Annotated in this window: 17 protein-coding genes; 8 read left to right on the top strand and 9 right to left on the bottom strand. The window is 61.0% G+C overall.

Features of this window, described 5'->3' with window-relative positions:
- Positions 1-43: 43 nt before the first annotated feature.
- The 7 genes from Q5Y75_RS05025 to cobA all read right to left on the bottom strand — a co-directional run bounded on the left by Q5Y75_RS05025 (position 44) and on the right by cobA (position 7,007).
- Positions 44-1,954 (bottom strand): calcium-binding protein, encoded by a 1,911-nt coding sequence (locus Q5Y75_RS05025; RefSeq protein ID WP_306194926.1) that lies wholly within the window; start codon positions 1,952-1,954, stop codon positions 44-46.
- 139 nt (positions 1,955-2,093) lie between these two features.
- Positions 2,094-2,924 carry a ferredoxin--NADP reductase gene (locus Q5Y75_RS05020; RefSeq protein ID WP_306194924.1) on the bottom strand — a complete coding sequence of 277 codons (831 nt, stop codon included), beginning with the start codon at positions 2,922-2,924 and terminating at the stop codon, positions 2,094-2,096.
- A gap of 108 nt (positions 2,925-3,032) precedes the next feature.
- Entirely contained in the window at positions 3,033-3,440 is a 408-nt protein-coding gene (locus Q5Y75_RS05015) for a DUF934 domain-containing protein (RefSeq protein ID WP_306194922.1), read from the bottom strand.
- Positions 3,437-4,198 carry a phosphoadenylyl-sulfate reductase gene (locus Q5Y75_RS05010; protein WP_306194920.1) on the bottom strand — a complete coding sequence of 254 codons (762 nt, stop codon included), beginning with the start codon at positions 4,196-4,198 and terminating at the stop codon, positions 3,437-3,439. The genes Q5Y75_RS05015 and Q5Y75_RS05010 overlap by 4 nt, the downstream gene beginning before the upstream one ends.
- Positions 4,188-5,852 (bottom strand): nitrite/sulfite reductase, encoded by a 1,665-nt coding sequence (locus Q5Y75_RS05005; RefSeq protein ID WP_306194918.1) that lies wholly within the window; start codon positions 5,850-5,852, stop codon positions 4,188-4,190. The genes Q5Y75_RS05010 and Q5Y75_RS05005 overlap by 11 nt, the downstream gene beginning before the upstream one ends.
- Before the next feature lie 64 nt (positions 5,853-5,916).
- Positions 5,917-6,231, bottom strand: a complete 315-nt coding sequence (locus Q5Y75_RS05000) for a DUF2849 domain-containing protein (protein ID WP_306194916.1) — start codon at positions 6,229-6,231, stop codon at positions 5,917-5,919.
- Positions 6,231-7,007 carry a uroporphyrinogen-III C-methyltransferase gene (gene cobA / locus Q5Y75_RS04995; protein WP_306194914.1) on the bottom strand — a complete coding sequence of 259 codons (777 nt, stop codon included), beginning with the start codon at positions 7,005-7,007 and terminating at the stop codon, positions 6,231-6,233. Before cobA ends, Q5Y75_RS05000 begins: the two co-directional genes overlap by 1 nt.
- Before the next feature lie 142 nt (positions 7,008-7,149).
- Here cobA and Q5Y75_RS04990 point away from each other — a divergent pair, with 142 nt between their 5' ends.
- Entirely contained in the window at positions 7,150-7,611 is a 462-nt protein-coding gene (locus Q5Y75_RS04990; RefSeq protein ID WP_249712470.1) for an Lrp/AsnC family transcriptional regulator, read from the top strand.
- A 7-nt stretch (positions 7,612-7,618) separates the two neighbouring features.
- On the opposite strand, the gene Q5Y75_RS04985 is transcribed toward Q5Y75_RS04990, so the two are convergent.
- Complete coding sequence (locus Q5Y75_RS04985) at positions 7,619-8,800, bottom strand: cytochrome P450 (protein ID WP_306195700.1); 1,182 nt, start codon at positions 8,798-8,800, stop codon at positions 7,619-7,621.
- A gap of 49 nt (positions 8,801-8,849) precedes the next feature.
- Between Q5Y75_RS04985 and Q5Y75_RS04980 the strand changes: the two genes are divergently transcribed.
- From Q5Y75_RS04980 to Q5Y75_RS04950, 7 genes are all read left to right on the top strand, one after another.
- On the top strand, positions 8,850-10,583 hold the full coding sequence (locus Q5Y75_RS04980; protein ID WP_306194910.1) for a sensor histidine kinase: 1,734 nt from the start codon (positions 8,850-8,852) through the stop codon (positions 10,581-10,583).
- On the top strand, positions 10,580-11,809 hold the full coding sequence (locus tag Q5Y75_RS04975; protein ID WP_306194908.1) for a sigma-54-dependent transcriptional regulator: 1,230 nt from the start codon (positions 10,580-10,582) through the stop codon (positions 11,807-11,809). Before Q5Y75_RS04980 ends, Q5Y75_RS04975 begins: the two co-directional genes overlap by 4 nt.
- A gap of 103 nt (positions 11,810-11,912) precedes the next feature.
- A complete protein-coding gene (locus tag Q5Y75_RS04970; RefSeq protein ID WP_306194907.1) occupies positions 11,913-13,250 on the top strand; it encodes a hypothetical protein in 1,338 nt (445 codons plus the stop codon).
- A gap of 52 nt (positions 13,251-13,302) precedes the next feature.
- Positions 13,303-13,611: a hypothetical protein gene (locus tag Q5Y75_RS04965; RefSeq protein ID WP_306194906.1), complete on the top strand. Its 309-nt coding sequence runs from the start codon at positions 13,303-13,305 to the stop codon at positions 13,609-13,611.
- A 285-nt stretch (positions 13,612-13,896) separates the two neighbouring features.
- Positions 13,897-14,892: a DctP family TRAP transporter solute-binding subunit gene (locus Q5Y75_RS04960; protein ID WP_306194905.1), complete on the top strand. Its 996-nt coding sequence runs from the start codon at positions 13,897-13,899 to the stop codon at positions 14,890-14,892.
- Positions 14,893-15,000: 108 nt separating this feature from the next.
- On the top strand, positions 15,001-15,678 hold the full coding sequence (locus Q5Y75_RS04955) for a TRAP transporter small permease (protein WP_306194902.1): 678 nt from the start codon (positions 15,001-15,003) through the stop codon (positions 15,676-15,678).
- A complete protein-coding gene (locus tag Q5Y75_RS04950; RefSeq protein WP_306194901.1) occupies positions 15,678-17,054 on the top strand; it encodes a TRAP transporter large permease in 1,377 nt (458 codons plus the stop codon). The genes Q5Y75_RS04955 and Q5Y75_RS04950 overlap by 1 nt, the downstream gene beginning before the upstream one ends.
- A 100-nt stretch (positions 17,055-17,154) precedes the next feature.
- On the opposite strand, the gene Q5Y75_RS04945 is transcribed toward Q5Y75_RS04950, so the two are convergent.
- Entirely contained in the window at positions 17,155-18,141 is a 987-nt protein-coding gene (locus tag Q5Y75_RS04945; protein ID WP_306194899.1) for an autotransporter outer membrane beta-barrel domain-containing protein, read from the bottom strand.
- Between the last annotated feature and the right edge of the window lie 30 nt (positions 18,142-18,171).

The raw sequence follows: 18,171 nt of genomic DNA, 5'->3' as shown, positions 1-18,171 counted from the left end.
GGGCGCTTAGGCTAAAAGCCTTCTGGATAGCACCGCTCAGCGCCTAGCCCAGAAACACAAAATTCGCTTCTTGGGCGATATCGTCGACGCTCACGCCATCGATCTGCACGCTCAATGCGAGCGGATGGTCAAGATCGGCAATCTCGACCGTCACACCGCCGCCATTGGAGGTGAAACTCAGGTCATCAAAGGCAATGCCTTCCCCTTCCACCGCAATCCTGTCCAGTCCAAGTTCGAAATCAACGATCTGATCTTTCCCGTGTTTCGCCTTGAAAACAAAAATGTCAGAGCCGCTACCACCGTTCAGAGTGTCGTTGCCCAGGCCGCCTCGTATCAGGTCATTGTCCGCGCCGCCAAACAGCACATCCGCGCCCGACCCGCCGAAGATCACATCGTTTCCGAGCCCTCCGAACACCCTGTCTTTGCCGGTGCCGCCGCCCAGATGATCGTCGCCCGCACCGCCGCCCAATGCATCCTCTCCGTCGCCCCCATAGGCGGTATCAGCGCCATCACCGCCGATGAGCCTGTCATGTCCCTGATTTCCCTGAAGCCGGTCCGCTCCCTCATCGCCGCTTTGCCAGTCAGCGCCATTTCCGCCCAGCAAAACATCATCGCCTTGCCCGCCATGCAGACTGTCATTCTGGTTGCCACCGGACAGAAAATCATTGCCCGCTCCGCCATCCAACGCGTCGTTGCCGTTGCCGCCATTCAGGCTGTCGGCCCCATCTTCGCCTGACAAACTATCGTTGCCTGCTTCGCCAAAGAGCTGATCTTGTCCAGCGCGACCGAACAGAGTGTCTTCGCCCCCTGCGCCAAACAGAGCGTCGCGAAAATCCCCACCGTAGACTTCGTTTGCGTCGTTGTTGCCCCGGAACGTTAGCCGGTCCACATCGTGCAAGCTAATTCTAGGCCCCGCCCAGATCGGCCCAAACATCTCTGGCAATTCATCGTATCCATATTGCACATCGAAAGAGACCGCGCCCGAGAAAGCAGATATGTCAATAATTGCATGATCCCTGCCAAGCCCGGCTGTCCAATAGTAATTCCAGTCGGCGTCGTGCAGCCCAAGTTCCAGCGTCACATTTCCTGCTTCGGTCTCAAGATAGAGATACTCGAAATCATCCAGGATCAACCCGTTGGACACAGTCGATCTGCCGCCCGGATTAAATGTGATCAGATGGTCCTCTTCGCCCTCTATAACGAGCAACAACAGATCGTTTCCGCTGCCCCCATTGGCATATTCTTCGGAGGGGTCTTCGAAGGCTTCATGCCACAAGGAGACGGAGTCATTCCCGGATCCTGCCGATAGCCACTGCTGACCCATCCACCCGCCGGCAAGAACATCGTCGCCCGCGCCACCGATCAGTGTGTCGTTCCCAAATGTCCCGATCAGGGCATCATCACCTCCGTTGCCGACGAGCAGGTCGTGGCCTTCGCCTCCCCAGATGACGTCATCGCCCTCAGCGCCAAAGATGTGAAATGACTCTATGTCGATTATTCCTTGGCCATCTTCGTTGCCTTCCAGTTCCAAGGCAACGGACCCCTCGGTTACGATCAAATCCTCTTCCCGAGCCCATTTCAGATAAATGTTGTTTGAGCCGGATTTGGAGAAGTCGAGTTCGAGCACATCATGACCTGCGCCCCCCACAATGCGGATCGGATCGTTGAGAACGGCATCGGGCGGTGTTTCGATGTCTAGGATACTTGTCGTCGTCCAAGAGGCAAACCCGGGCGGTGCAATGAGGCTCACCTCGAACCGATCATCTCCCCCGCCACCCTCAAGGGTGTCACGACCGGTACCCGATTGTATCGTGTCGTTTCCAGTGCCGCCCCGGATCAGATCATCGCCGGCCGATCCCAGTATGCTGTCATTCCCACCCAGTCCGAGAATTGTGTCATTACCGTTGGTTCCGGCAAGTGTTTCGCCCAATGTCGTTCCGGTTACCAATGCCACCCTTAAATCCCCTGATGCTAAACCGCGTCTATTTCGCTAGAAACAGAGGAAATCAGGCGAATTTATGACCCGTTAGGGTTGAAATAGATAAAGCCGCGCATCATGGCGCGGCTTCTCTTGAATCCCGTGTTGGGGCCGGTCAGCCGACAAAGGCCTTCTCGACCACAAATTCCTTGGGCTCGGAATTGGCACCTTCGCGCAGGCCGAACTCTTCGAGGATTGCCTTGATGTCATGGTTGAAGGCGAGGCTGCCGCAGACCATGGCGCGATCACTTTCCGGCGCAATACCTTCGATGCCCAGATCGGCAAACACCGTGCCGTCCTTCAGCAGGGTGGTGATGCGGCCCATCTTGGGGCTCTCTTCGCGGGTGGTGGTGGGGTAATAGCGGATCTTTTTGTGGAAATCCGCGCCCATCAACTCGGCCAGCATCTCATCCTGCTTGATGCCCTCGATCAGGCGGCGGCCATATTCCAGCTCGGCCACTTCGCGGCAGGTATGGGTGATGATGACCTCGTCATAATCCTCATAGGTCTGAGGCTCGCGCAGCAGCGAGGCGAAGGGGGCAAAGCCGGTGCCGGTGGCGAAGAACCACAGCCGCTTGCCCGGCAACAGCGCGTCATGCACCAGCGTGCCCACGGGCTTGGGCCGCAGGATGATCTGATCGCCGGGCTTGATATGCTGCAGCTTTGAGGTCAGCGGACCATCCTGCACCTTGATCGAGTAGAATTCTAACTCGTCGTCCCAGCTGGGTGAGGCGATGGAATAAGCCCGCAGCAGCGGCTTACCATTGTCACCGAGCAGGCCGATCATCACGAACTCGCCCGAGCGGAAGCGCAAAGAGGCGGGGCGCGACACCTTGAACGAGAACAGGCTGTCCGTCCAATGCTTCACGTCCAGCACGGTTTGCGCGTCGGGCAGAACAGGGGCCTTTACGGCGGTTGCTTCAGTCACGGATTTCATCTCTGTCATCGTTTCACTCTCCGGTCTGCTAAACCGGCATCTCCGTTTAATCTTTGATCCAAGTCAGGAAAAGGGGCTTCTTGCCCCTTTGTGGTCACAAGCTGGCGATAGGCGGGGTCAGCCGCGCAGGCGGGCCTGGTAATTGTGGTCCTGCCAGTCGGCGCGTGCCAGCCACTGATCCTCGGGCTGACGGTTGGCGAGGGCCTGGTCGATCTCGACCTCGTCAAAGCCGCTGCGGCGCGCCATGGCATATTGGTCGGCCAGCACATGGCCTTTGGCGCGCAGACGGCCTGTATAGCCCTTCAGGCGCAGAATGCGCGCGATGGTAAAGCCGCGACCATCCGCCGAGGACGGAAAATCCACGCGCACCATCTGCGTGCTGCCCAGGCGGTCAATCAACTCATCCGGGTCCGCGTCCGAGGCCACATCCAGCGCGACCACGTCATTGGCCGCGTCTTCCAGCGGGACATAGCCATCGGTCCAGTCATCGGGGGAGAACCCCTCATCCGTTACGATTACATTCATGTTTTCTCTCCTGCGCGCACCATCTTGCCATCGACAAAATGGATGCCGCATTCTTCCTTGTTCTGATCGCGCCAGCGTCCGGCGCGGGGGTCTTCGCCCTCTTTGACTGGCGAGGTGCAGGGCGCACAGCCGATCGAAGGGTATCCTTTGGCCACCAGCGGATGCCGGGGCAGGCGGTTTTCGTCCATATAGGCGCGCACATCTTCCGGCGCCCAATGGGCCAGCGGGTTGACCTTTATGCGCCCGGTGCCGTCCTCGACCTCAAAGAAGTCGAGCGCGGCGCGGGTGCCCGCCTGAAACCGTTTGCGCCCGGTGATCCAACCGTCATAGCCCTTGAGCGCGCGTTGCAGCGGGATCGTCTTGCGCAGCGTGCAGCAGGCATCCGTGTCGCGCAGGCGCAAGGCGCCATAGGGATCGTCGCGGGCCAGATCCTCATCCGTTGCCCGGATGATCTGCACGTTGCGCAGACCCAGCCGCTCGCTGACCTCCTGCTGATAGACCAGCGTCTCGGTGAACAGCATCTGAGTGTCCACAAAGAGCACCGGCGTGCTCTTGTCGATCACAGCGGCCATATGCAGCAACACCACCGACTCCGCGCCAAAGCTGGACACAAGCGCCAGACGCCCGGCCTCCTCCAACGCACCATGCATCACGTCATGGGCGCTGTGGTGGCGGAACCGGGCGTTGAGCGCCTCGACCTTTTCGGTCAGTGCGCTGCGCTCAGCCCCCAGCTCGGTCTGGATTTCGTCAAGCGGCATTGGCCTGTGCCTCGGGGTAGAGGGCCGCTTTGAACGGCGCCATCCCAAGACGGCGATAGGTCTGCAGGAAGGTCTTCTCCTTCCCTTCCCGCAGGTCGAGATAGGCCGCGACCAGTCGTTCGATCGCTGGCACAATCTCGTCATAGGCAAAGCCCGGTCCGGTGCGATCACCAATGGCCGCGGTTTCGGTGCCGTCGCCGCCCAGGGTGATCTGGTAGTTTTCCACCCCCGCGCGGTCGAGGCCCAGGATACCGATATGGCCCACATGGTGATGCCCGCAGGCGTTGATGCAGCCCGAGATCTTGATCTTCAGCTCGCCAATGTCGTTTTCCAGCTTCAGCTCTTCGAAGCGTGTCGCGATCTGCTGCGCCACGGGGATCGAGCGGGCCGTTGCAAGCGCGCAATAATCCATGCCGGGGCAGGCGATGATATCGCTGATCAGCCCGATATTGGCGGTGGCCAGCGCATGCTCTTTCAGGCGCGCATGGATCGCGGGCAGGTCCGATTTATGGACATGCGGCAGGATCACGTTCTGCTCGTGGCTGATACGCAGCTCGCCATAGGCGAACTCTTCGGCCAGATCAGCCATTACGCGCATTTGTTCAGCCGTGGCGTCGCCGGGCGTCTCGCCCTGTTTCTTGAGCGAGATGGTGACAATCGCATGATCGTCCTTCTTATGGGCGGCGATGTTGGTGTCCACCCAGGACCGGAAGACCGGATCATGGTGATAGGCGTCCTTGAAGCCCGCGACCGAGCCGTCCCGGAAGGCGGGCGGCGCAAAGTGGGTCTTGATCTCTTCCAGCAGCGCCATATCGGCGCCCTTGAATTGCGGGCGTACTTGCAGTAAGCGCTCGTTCACCTTGGCGCGGATGGCGTCGATACCATGCTCGTGAACGGTGATCTTGATGCGCGCCTTGTACTTATTGTCGCGGCGACCGATCTGGTTCCAGACGCTGACGGTTGCCTCCAGATAAGCCAGCAGATCGTCAAAGGCCACAAACGGGCTCAACTCCTTACCGATCATCGGGGTCCGGCCCAAGCCGCCGCCAACCAGCACGCGGGCGCCCAGCACGCCGTCGCGTTCGACCAGTTGCAGACCGATATCATGCGCCTTGATCACGGCGCGGTCGTTTTCCGAGCCAGTGATCGCGATCTTGAACTTGCGCGGCATGAACTGGAATTCCGGGTGATCGGTCGACCACTGGCGTAGCAGTTCCGCGTAGGGGCGCGGATCGGCGACCTCATCAGCGGCGGCACCGGCGAAATGGTCGGCGGTCACGTTGCGGATGGTGTTGCCGCTTGTCTGGATCGCGTGCAGGCCAACCTCGGCCAGCGCGTCCAGCATGTCGGGCACATCGTTCAGCTTGGGCCAGTTATACTGGATGTTCTGACGGGTGGTGAAATGGCCATAGCCCTTGTCCCACTTCTCGGCCAGCAGCGCCAGTTGCCGCATCTGGTCAGGGTTTAGCGTGCCATAGGGGATCGCCACCCGCAGCATATAGGCATGCAGCTGCAGATAGAGCCCGTTCATCAGGCGCAGAGGCTTGAATTCATCCTCGGTCAGCGATCCGTCAATGCGGCGCTCGACCTGGGCGCGGAACTGCGCGTTGCGTTCGGTGAGGAAGGCGGTGTCAAACTCGGAGTAGCGATACATCGTTTGCTGTCCTTGGTGCAGCCCCGGATCTGGGGCCTTTTAGGGGGAGAGAAGGGGCCTTTGTTCAGACCTGGGGCTGCGGGGAAGTTTCCTGCTTGCCGTGCCGGTAGTTGGAGGGACCGGTACGGCGGAAATCTTCCCGAAAATGTGTTGGCTCCGGACCGTTGTTTCCGGCGACCGCATCTGCCAGATAAGCGCCGACGATCTTGCTCGGCTGGCTTTCGGCATCAAGTAGGCGCAGCTGTGCATGCGCCTCGTCAGTGATCAGTTCGGCCTCGGTCAGGTCACGCGACCAGCGGTCATCGGCGGTCAGATAGATCACATCACCTTCCAGCAGGTCATTGGCGGTGACGACTTTAGGGGTAAAAGCGCGGGCCATCAGGCATGCTCCTTGTTGAATTCTGTCAGGGCCTGCACCGCCTCCCGCGGGGCAAGGCCATAAAGTGTGAGCGCAGGGCCGTTCATATCGGCCTGCGCCAGATCGGCGGGCAGGCGGTCCAGGGTCGTGGCCAGCACGCGTTGATCGGGGCGTGAGGCGTTTTCGACCAATGTGATCGGCGTGTTTCGTACAGCACCATGCATGATCAGACGGCCCTGAATGAAGCGGGCTGATTTCTTGCCCATATAGATCGCAGCAACCTCGCCCCGGCGCGCCAGCGCGGCCCAGTCGTGATCGGCAAAGCCTTTCATGTCATGGCCGGTCAGGAAGCGGATCGACGAATTGCGCCCGCGCCGGGTCAGGCTCTGGCCGATACCGGCAACTGCGGCAGAGGCGGCGGTGATGCCCGGCACGATGCTCCAGCTCAACCCGGCGGCCTCGACGGCCTCGATTTCTTCGTCCAGCCGACCAAAGACAGTCGGGTCGCCTGATTTCAGGCGCACGACACGGTTGCCGTTCTGGCCATGGGCCACCAGCAGGTCATTGATATCACCCTGATCCCAGGAGGGGCCAAAACCGGCCTTGCCCACATCAACCAGCTTTGCAGATGCGCCTGCAAGGATGAGCACCTCGTCCGAAATCAGACGGTCATGCAGAACCACATCCGCCGCCTCAAAGGCGCGCAGGGCCGCGACGGTCAGCAGCTCCGGATCACCGGGTCCTGCGCCGACAAAGTCGATCTGGCCGGTTGTGTTGTCTACGTGTTGCGTGGTCATGGGTCATGTCTGTTCTGTTTGACGTGACCCCCAATATAGGAAATAATCCCGCATAATCGCCATATGGCGCGACAAATAAGGACGTTTGTTCTGTCTTTGCAAATAACCGGGATGTGGGTTTCGATTGAAGGAAAAAACAGGAATGTCAGTGCGCATAGACGATACAGATCGGAAAATTCTGGCTGAACTGCAGCGCGATGCCAGCCAGTCGCTGGACGAGATTGCCAGCCAGGTGGGCAGTTCCAAGACGCCGGTCTGGAATCGAATCCGCAAACTGCGCGGGGCCGGGGTGATCGGCCAGCAGACGGTTCTGCTGGATGCCGAGGCGCTGGGTTATGAGGCCTGTTTTTTTGTGCTGATCCGCACCTCCGAGCATGAGGCGGAATGGCAGAACGCTTTCCTGAAGGCCCTGCAGGATCGCCCCGAAGTGCAGGAGGCACACCGGCTAGCGGGCGATATCGACTACATCCTGAAGGTGCGCGTGAGGAATGCCCGCGCTTATGACGCCTTCTATCAGGCGCTGATTTCGGAGGTGCGGGTGCATAACGTCACCGCGCTGCTGTCGATGGAAGAGATCAAATCAACGACGATGCTACCGCTTTGATCGCGCTTCAGTGGCAAACCAACAGCTTGGCGAGACCATGGAAATGGTAGCTGTCGGAATAGCTCGGCGGTTTGGCGAGCCGTAGCGCCGGGCAGCGCGCAAACAGGTTCGGCAGGGCGATGCGCATCTCCAGCCGGGCCAGCGGTGCGCCGACGCAGAAATGCAGCCCGCCGCCAAAGCTAGTATTGGTCAGGGTGGCGCGCGTCGGATCAAACCTGTCGGGATGTGCCCAGACAGAAGGGTCACGGTTGGCCGCGCCCAGCAGCAGCGCCACCTCATCGCCGCGCCGGAACATATGATCAAAGAGCGTGACATCCTCATAGGCATAGCGCGAGAACATATGCAGCGGCGGATCAAAGCGCATGATCTCTTCGATGGTGCGGTCGATTGTATCGGGCGCCAAGGCCGCAGGGGAGGTGCCGGTTTCCAGCAGCGTCTTCACCCCATTGGCGATGGCATGCACCGTTGCCTCGTGCCCGGCATTCAGCAACAGAATACAGGTGCCGATTAACTCGTCGGTCGAAAGCTTTGTGCCTTCTTCTTCCGCAGCAATCAGCCGGGTGATCAGATCGTCGCGCGGATCGTTGCGGCGCTTCTCGATATAACCACGCAGGAATGTGGTGAATTCTGTCGCCGCCTGTGCCGCCGCATCTTCGGTCGCGCGGGTGCGGCCCGCCTGATACATCGCCACCATCGCATGCGACCAGCGCAGCAGGTCCGGGGCCATATCCTCGGGCACGCCCAGCAAGCGGCAAATGGTGATCACCGGCACCTGCGAGCAATAGGCGTCTAGCAGGTCGAACTCACCCTCCGGGAAGGCGTCAATCAACTCATGGCACAGCGCTTCGATTCCCGGTGCCAGGTCGCTGATCGCGCGGGAGGTGAAGGCGCGCAGCACCAGCGCGCGCAGCCTTGTGTGGCGCGGCGGTTCAGCATCAAGCAGTGAGTGTGCCTCAACCGCCAGCCAGGGGGCCAGATGGCTCGGGCCTTCGGTCACCAGTTCCGGGGGCACTTCGCGCCCGAAGCGGCGGTCTTTCAGCAGGGTCTGCACGGCCTCGTGGCTGAAGGCTGCAACCTTGCCATACTCCTCCCAATAGGCCAGGGGGCCGCCCGCGCGCATCCGGGTGTAAAACGGGTAGGGGTCTTGCACAAAGGCGGGCTCGGTGGGGCTCTGGCGGCATGTCTTCATCGCGCGCACCCTTGCCTTGCGCCGCGCGCAATGCAAGACCCTATGGACAATGCGAAGGCTGTGGATCATCGTTGGTTTCCTCGTTCTGGTGGGCTTGCTGGCCGCCGGGCTCTGGACCTATGGCTATCGGCAGGCTGTCGGGCAGTTGGCCGAGCGGGCCGAGGCCGATCTGAAACTGGCCAGCGACCGGCTCAGCGCGCAATTGCTGCGCTATCAGGAAACCGCCGTTCTGCTGGCCGAGCATCCGGCGCTGGAATATCTCGACCTGCCCGGAGGTCGCGCCGCCGCGCGCGATCTGCTGCTGGATGTGGCCGACAAGACCTCGGCGCTGGATGTGATGTATGCGGATCGTTCGGGCCGTGTGCTGGTGGCCGCGCGCGACGAGACGGCGCATTCGCTCAGCGGGGCGCCTTATTTCGAACGGGCCATGCAAGGCGCGCTGGGCAGCGATCACGGTGTGATTGCGCCCTTTGATCAGCGCGCATTCTACTATGCCGCGCCGGATTTCGGACCCGATGGCAAGGTTCGGGGCGCGTTGATTGTCGTGGTGGATATCGACAATACCGAGTTCGACTGGCGCGGTAGCTCTCCGGCGGTTCTGTTCGTGGATGGGGCGGGCGAGGTTTTCATGTCCAACCGGCCCGAGATGGTGTTCTGGCGTCGCGATGGGGTTGACGCAGGGCTGCAACCTGCCCAAGGACCGCCGCGCCCGTTCGAAACTGACTTGCTGGGCAATTTCGAGATCTGGACGCTGGATTGGGGGCCGTACCTGCCGCGCCACGCGCTGCATCTGGTACAGGACTTGCCCGTCATCGGCATGAGCGGTGAGGTAGTGGTCGACCTGGCTCCGGCGCGACGCCTTGCCTGGCTGCAGGCCGCAACCGTGGCGGCGATCTGTCTGGCCTTTGGGGCGCTGCTGTTTCTGGCCACAGAACGCCGCCGCACCCTGGCCGAGGCCAACGCAGTGCTGGAAAGCCGGGTGGCCGAGCGCACCCAAGCGCTGTCCGAGGCCAATACCCAATTGCGCCGCGAGGTGGTCGAACGACAAGAGGCCGAAGCCGCGTTGAAACGGGCACAGGCGGAACTGGTGCAGGCGGGCAAGCTCAGCGCGCTGGGCCAGATGTCGGCGGGGATCAGTCACGAGTTGAACCAGCCGCTGATGGCGATCCAGCAGTTCGCCGACAATGGCAGCGCCTTTATGGAGCGCGGCAAGTCAGAGAAGGCGGGCGAAAACCTGGGCCGGATCTCACAAATGGCCAAGCGCATGGCGCGGATCATCAAGAACCTGCGCGCCTTTGCCCGCAATGAAAGCGAACCAATGGGCCGGGTTGATCTGGTTCAGGTTATCGACACCGCCGTGGAACTGACCGCCGCGCGGCTGACCAATGACGGGGTGGAACTGACTTGGGCAGCGCCCTCTGCGCCGATCCCGGCCTGGGGTGGTGAGGTGCGGCTGGTGCAGGTTTTTGTAAATCTCATCAACAACGCCGCCGATGCCATGACCGGGCAGGATATGCGCCGGATCAGCATTGAAATCCAACAGGGCGACAAGCTGACCGTCACCGTCCGCGATACCGGCCCGGGGATTGAAGACCCGGAAAAGATATTCGAGCCGTTTTATTCGACCAAGGCGGTGGGGTCGTCCGAGGGGATGGGGCTGGGCCTGTCGATCTCATATGGTCTGGTGCAGAGCTTTGGCGGCAATATCCGGGGCAGCAACACCGATAGCGGTGCCATGTTCACGGTTCAGCTTGACCGGTTCAGAGAGGAAGAGGCCGCATGATCCGTACTGTGTTGCTGGTCGATGACGATGCCGCCGTGCGCGAGGCGCTGGGCCAGACGCTGGAACTCAGCGATTTTCAGGCCATCACGGCAGGCTCCTTCGTGGCGGCCAAGGATCACATCACACCCGGGTTCCAGGGGGTCATTGTCTCGGACATCCGGATGCCCGGTCGCGACGGGTTTCACTTGCTGAATTATGCGCGAGAAATCGATGCGGAACTGCCGGTGATCCTGTTGACCGGCGAAGGGGATATCCCGACCGCCGTCAGCGCCATGGGGCAGGGGGCGTTCGACTTTCTGGAAAAACCCTGCGCGCCCGCTGATCTGGTGGCGGTGCTGCAGCGGGCTTTGAAAACCCGGGCGCTGGTGCTGGAGAACCGCGCCTTGAAGCAGCAGCTGGAGACCGGCGATCCGGCGGCGCGGATGCTCTTTGGTTCGTCACAGCAGGCCGAGGCATTGCGCACCCGTGTGCGTGCCGTCGCGGGGACTGACGCCGAGGTTCTGGTGACTGGCCCGCCGGGCAGCGGGGTTTCGAAAGTGGCCGAGGTGGTGCACCTGATGTCCGCCGCCGCGCAGGGGCCATTCGTAAAACGCTCAGCCGCGGATATGACACCCACCGACCTTGGTGCCGCAATAAGTAATGCGGCGGGTGGATCGCTGTTTCTGGATGAGGTTTCAGCCCTGCCGGGACCGACGCAATATGCCGCGCTTGAGATGATCGAGCAGGGGATAGGCACCCGGCTGATTGCGGGCAGCACCGCCGATCTGGCCGCTTTGGCCGAGGAGGGCCGCTTCAACCCCGAACTTTTCTACCGGCTCGACGGGATGCGCGTCCGTATCCCTGCGCTGTCGGAACGGCCCGACGATATCCCGGTGATCTTTCGCCATTATTTGGCGCAAGCCGCTGAACAAGCCGGGATCGAGCCGCCCGAGGTCACGCCGGACCATCTGGCAGCGCTGATGGCGCAGGACTGGCCGGGCAATGCACGCTCGCTGATGTCAGCGGCGATGCGCTTTGTGCTGGGCATGCCAGAGGATGTGGCCCAGGCCGCAGAGCTTGGTCTGGCTGAACAGATGGCGCGGGTGGAACGCTCTTTGCTGGTCGCGGCCCTTGGGCGGCATAATGGCAAGGCGGCGCAGGCGGCGCAGGCCCTAAAACTGCCGCGCAAGACCTTCTATGACAAGCTGGCCAAATACGCGATCCGCCCTGAAACTTTCCGGCGTTGAAACCCCCGATATGCAGGGTGGCTTTGATCCGGGTTTTGGCTATTGTGACCCGGCAAGGAGGCCGTGACAGCGCCTTGGACCCGGTTATCTCAGAGAGGTTGGCGTGGCGAAGAAATCCAAATCCGAACTTGCGGCGGAGGCAAAAGAGGTGGCGACCATCATTGCTGCCGCGCGCAAGGTCCGGCACAATTTCGCGCTGTTTCACGGCAAGGATGACCTGATTTTCAAGGCCCACAAATCCAAGAACAAATCCGCCTGCCGGAAGATGGCCAAGGATGAGGGCGCCGGGGCCAAGGGCGCGGTCGGCGCGCTGGAGGTCGATGGCAAGATCGCCAACCTCTTCGTCGAGGACCCGGATTCGACACCCGCCAACTTTGGCAAGACCTTCCGCAAATACCTTTCAGCCCGCGGGCAGAAGATGAAAGTCCGCCTGCTATCCGAAGACGGCGACGTCATCGATGATGGGGAGGAGGAGGACGAAGACAGCGCAGATACACCGCCCGAACTGGGCGATGATATCGAACAGGTGCTGGAAAAGATTGCAAAGCACTTCGAGGCGATGAAAACCCCGCTGCTGCGCTGTTTGAACTCTGCCCCCGCTGATTACCGCGAACGGGTGGTGAAGGCGGTCGAACTCTACAAGAAGGCCATGAAGGCCAAAAGCCCGGATACCGCGCTCAAGGCGCTGGCGGCGCTGCGCAAACTGGTGGCCGCAACGCCCTCGCCGGTGATCATCACCGATCGTCTCTCCAGCGCGGGCGACGACGCGGAGGCGCTGGGCAAGCTCGACGGGTTGGTCAAGACCTGCGCGGCGCAGGTGACCAGCGACCCGGCTTTCATGGACCGCGCCTTTCCCGAAATGCGCGACATGCGCACGGCGCTGAAAACCGCTATGAACAAGAAACCGCCGCCCTCCAACATCGCCGAACTCAAGGCGATGAAAGAGACGCTGGACACGATGTTCTACGATCATGTCGACAAACCGCCGCGCGCACATGGGCCTGAATGCCACGGTCCGGGGCTGACCATTCAGCAGCAGGAAGACCGCATCCTTAAAAAGCAGAACCCGCGCACCGGCAAGAAATTCAAGGGAAAGCCGGTGCACAAGGCGTCGAACTTCCTCGACAAGGCGGCGTTTGTCGAAAGCCAGATGGCGTTGCGGACCCAGGCGCTGGATCATATCGACGATAACGGCATCAAGCCGCCGCCCGAAGGCGGCAAGCCCGTCAGGCTACCCCCGATGAAGGCCAAGCTGGTCGATGTGCTGGGCCCGAATTGGCAGAGCGCGGTGCAGGGTGTGAAACGCAAAAAGCAGAAAGGTCAGAAAGACACCTGCGTCGATGCGACCTGGGGGCCCGATAGCAACTGCAAGGCCATTTATGATCTGCTTGACGATGGCACCTTGCGTCTGGTGACGCTTTACCCCAACCCGATCGCATAGCTGGTCCCGCCGAAAGGACCGGCCGTGAAACCAATTGATGGAGACCCCAGACATGGCTGACCGCACCCCGCAGCAGGTCCTGAGCGATATGGCCAGCGGCTACCTCAACCCGCAAGCTTATGATGTTGAGGAGTTGAAGGAGTTTCTGGACGAGGCCCATAACGCCGATGCGCGCACGGCCTTCCAGTCCGCCCTCGCCGAAACCCTGAGTGGCAGCGGTATCGGGCGGAGCGACTGGGAAGAGCTGACCGATGATGAGTTCGAGGATGAGGCCGAATGGCGCGACTATCTGACCGCGCTTCAGGCGTTCCTGTTTGAAGATGGCCCGTACCCGATCCCCGATGAGGACGACGAAGACTGATGGGCCCGTCCTGCGCGCAGGGGTCGAATCGCGGGGCCAAGGCGGATGTCAGGACTGTGCGGAAATCCGCACAAGTGGGGTCTGGCCTGTGCGAAAATCCGCACATCCGGCAAATGCCCATCTTTGAGACACCTTCGGAACATCACGCAATACTCTGAATTTATTCAGGAAAGACATTTCACTCATTCCCGCATTTCACAGGGTTGAGCGGGGCCCCGGGATTGGCTTCACTCGAATGCGATCAGGGCTGAGCCTCTGAATCGGAAAATATACGGGAGGATACCGATGAAATTCCTGGCAACCGCTGCCACCGCGCTGGCACTGACCGCCACCGCCGCATTTGCGGCCTGCGACGATGGCGAGATCGTGGTGAAATTCGCCCACGTGACCAACACCGACAAACACCCCAAGGGCATTGCCGCCTCGCTGCTGGAGAGCCGCGTCAATGACGAGATGAACGGCACCATGTGCATGGAGGTCTATCCGAACTCCACGCTCTATAATGACAACAAGGTGCTGGAGGCGATGCTGCAGGGCGATGTGCAACTGGCCGCGCCCTCGCTGTCGAAATTCGAGAAATTCACCAAGCAGTTCCGCCTGTTCGACCTGCCCTTTATGTTCGTCAATATCGATGCCGTTGATGCGTTCCAGGCCTCTGAGCAGGGTCAGGCGATGAAAGACAGCATGCAGCGCCGTGGCCTGCAGGGGCTGGCCTTCTGGCACAACGGCATGAAGCAGATGTCGGCCAATAAGCCTTTGGTGGAGCCCACCGATGCAGATGGTCTGAAATTCCGCGTCCAAAGCTCGGACGTGCTGGTCGCCCAGATGGAAGCGATCGGGGGCAGCCCGCAGAAAATGGCCTTTTCCGAGGTCTATGGCGCGCTGCAGCAGGGCGTTGTGGACGGTCAGGAGAACACCTGGTCCAACATCTATGGCAAGAAGTTCTTTGAGGTGCAGGACGGCATCACCGAGACCAACCATGGCATCATCGACTATCTGGTCGTGACCTCGGTGGACTGGCTCGACAGTCTTGAGCCGGAGGTGCGCGAGCAATTCCTGACCATCCTTGGCGAGGTCAGCGATACGCGCAACAAGGAAGCGACCGCTGTGAACGATGCCGCCAAGCAATCGATCATTGACGCGGGCGGCACCATCCGCGTGCTGGAGCCTGCACAGCGTCAGGCCTGGGTCGATGCGATGAAGCCTGTCTGGGACAAGTTCTCGGATGACGTCGGTCAGGACAAGATCGACGCCGCACAGGCAATCAACGCCGGGTTCTGATCCGGCGCATTACGCGCGGCGCCGGTACTGGGGAGTGATCGGCGCCGCGCCCTAGCGGGTCTGTGGACGGACCTGCCACAAAACACACAAACAATCGGGGACAGTAACATGTCTGGTTCGACTGCCGGTCCGTCCGGTTTCATCGACCAGATCGAGGAGACCGTGATCGCGGTGCTTCTTGGTCTGATGACGGCGGTGACATTCGCCAATGTGATTGCGCGCTTCGTATTCAACTCCAACATCCTCTGGGCGCTGGAACTGACCGTGTTCATGTTCGCCTGGCTGGTGCTGCTGGGCGCGTCTTATGCGGTCAAGAAACATGCGCATCTGGGCGTCGATGCGATCCTGAACATGCTCAGCCCCGCGCCGCGCAGGGTGCTGGCGCTGATCTCGGTCGCCTGCTGCCTGCTGTTCTCGCTGCTGATGCTCAAGGGCGCCTATGACTACTGGGCCGTGTTTGCCGATCTGCCTCCGACCTCGGGCCGCTGGTTCCCCACCGGCCTTGACCTGAAAGCGCGCTCACAGAGTTTCTATGAGGTGCAGGACGTCCCGATGGTCGAATGGCTGCGCTGGCTGGAAGGCGCGATCAACTACGACGAGGCCTATGAGAAGCTGCCCAAGGTCGTCCCTTATATCGTGCTGCCGATCTCCATGCTGCTACTCGTAATCCGCTTCGTTCAGGCGGCCATTGCGATCTGGAAGGGTGAGACCGACCGGATCGTGGCCAGCCATGAGGTTGAGGATGAACTGGAAGAGGTACGCCAGCAGCAGGGAGGGCACAACTGATGGAAGTTGTCATTCTCTTCGGCATGGTCATTGGCCTGCTGCTGATCGGTGTTCCCATCGCGATCTCACTGGGCCTAAGTTCCACCATCTTCCTGCTGATCTATTCCGACAGCTCGCTTGCCTCGGTCGCAGGCACGCTGTTCGAAGCCTTCGAGGGCCATTTCACCCTGCTGGCGATCCCGTTCTTCATTCTGGCCTCGTCCTTCATGACCACTGGCGGCGTGGCGCGACGGATCATCCGCTTTTCCATCGCGTGCGTGGGGCACCTACCGGGCGGTCTGGCGATCGCGGGTGTCTTTGCCTGTATGCTGTTTGCCGCGCTTTCCGGGTCCAGCCCGGCCACCGTGGTCGCCATCGGTTCCATCGTGATCGCCGGGATGCGGCAGGTGGGCTACTCCAAGGATTTCGCCGCCGGTGTCATTTGTAACGCAGGTACCTTGGGCATCCTGATCCCGCCCTCCATCGTGATGGTGGTCTATGCCGCCGCGGTTGAGGTCTCGGTGGGCCGGATGTTCCTGGCTGGTGTCATTCCCGGTCTGATGGCAGGTCTGATGCTGATGGTTACGATCTATGTGATGGCCAAGGTCAAGAACCTGCCCAAGGGCGACTGGCTGGGCTGGGGCGAGATCTTTGCTTCGGCGCGTGAGGCGGGCTGGGGCCTGTTCCTGATCGTGATCATTCTGGGCGGCATCTATGGCGGGATTTTCACCCCGACCGAAGCCGCCGCCGTGGCCGCCGTCTATGCCTTCTTCATCGCGAGCTTCGTTTACAAGGACATGGGGCCGCTCAGCACGGAAGGAGAGGCGCAGAACCTGTCGCTGATGCGCAAACCAATTGCGCTGGTAACGGCCTTGTTCCACCCCGACACCAAGCACACGCTGTTTGAGGCAGGCAAGCTGACGGTCACGCTGCTCTTCGTGATTGCCAACGCGCTGATCCTGAAACACGTGCTGACCGACGAGCAGGTGCCCCAGCAGATCGCGTCTGCCATGCTGTCGGCGGGCTTTGGGCCGGTCATGTTCCTGATCGTTGTGAACGTAATCCTGCTGATTGGTGGTCAGTTCATGGAGCCTTCGGGCCTGCTGGTCATCGTCGCGCCACTGGTCTTCCCCATCGCGATCGAGCTGGGCATCGACCCGATCCATCTGGGCATCATCATGGTGGTCAACATGGAGATCGGGATGATCACCCCGCCCGTTGGTCTGAACCTCTTCGTCACCTCAGGCGTGGCGGGGATGCCGATGATGGCGGTGGTACGGGCGGCCTTGCCGTTCCTCGCGGTGCTCTTCGTCTTCCTGATCATGGTGACCTATATTCCGTGGATTTCGACCTTCCTGCCCAACACCTTCATGGGACCGGAGATCGTCACCCAGTAATGGCACGTAACAGGATCAAGAGCCCCTGCCGATGGCGGGGGCTTCTGAATGTTCGAAGGGCTGCCTATCCGTCGTGTGCAAGGCCGCCCGCCGGTTCAAATCAGAAGCTGATGCCAATTCCGGCGCTGAACCCATCCACCGTATCGCTGCCATAATACCGGACCATAAGCCGCGCGCTGGTGACCCAGGGCAGCTTCGTTTCCGACACATCGACCTCCATCCCGACGCCAACACGGGCCAGCCAATCCGTGCCCAGCACCTTCGCCTGATCCCCGATCAGATAAGACAGCGAGAGGTCGGTCACACCGCGCATCGGCTTGCCAAAGGCCTGCGCCCGGATCGGCCAGCGATAGCGGCTCCAGAGCACGGTATTTGCCGCTGTTGAGGTCACCAGCAGGTCCTCGTCATCACCGATCGGTTTATACTCGATATGCGTATAGCGCAGGCTGGCCTCCAACTGGTGACCGCTTTCGCGCCGCCGGTCATAAGCCAGCGTCGCCGATCCGCCCAGGCCGCCAGCCCAGATACCGCCACTCTCCAAGAACTCCCGGTCCAGTCCGAGCCTGTTGGCAATGGCCTGCGCCCCGATAGAGGCATCCGATTGCGTGCGCCCGACCGAGATATGCGCCAGCGGTCTGAACTTCCAATGCTCCCGAATGTCAAACTCCCAGCCGATCCCGCCGGTCGCGGCGAAACTGGTCCATTTCAGCGGCAGACGGCTGGTTTCGCCGCCTTGCTCAAAGACGAGAACCGGATCGTAGCGCGCGTAGCCGGCATATCCCTCAAGATAGAGCGGAAAGCCCTCAGCAACCCGGAAACCCCCACCGAATTGCGCAGACCTGAAATCGTAGCTCCGGTTGCTTTGCCCCGATTGCAGAAAGATCGTGCTGGCCGAGTCGTCGGGGATGCCTACAAGGCTTAGAATAGCCAGAGACCCGGCGGCGTTTTCGCGTTGGAGGGATTTGAACAGGTCCTCACCGGCGGTCTGCGCATAAGCGACCTGCGGCGGCAGCAACAGCATGAACAGCCTGAAAAAGAGTTTGCCCGCCGCCCCCATTGGTCCCATCCGATCAACTGGAAAGATCATGTTCTGCGGGTCTTGATAGGGTAAGCGGAG

This window comes from Ruegeria discodermiae (genome assembly GCF_030758345.1).
GTDB lineage: Bacteria > Pseudomonadota > Alphaproteobacteria > Rhodobacterales > Rhodobacteraceae > Ruegeria_C.
Note: the sequence above shows the minus strand (reverse complement) of the source record. Positions and strands in the feature narration are given on the sequence as shown.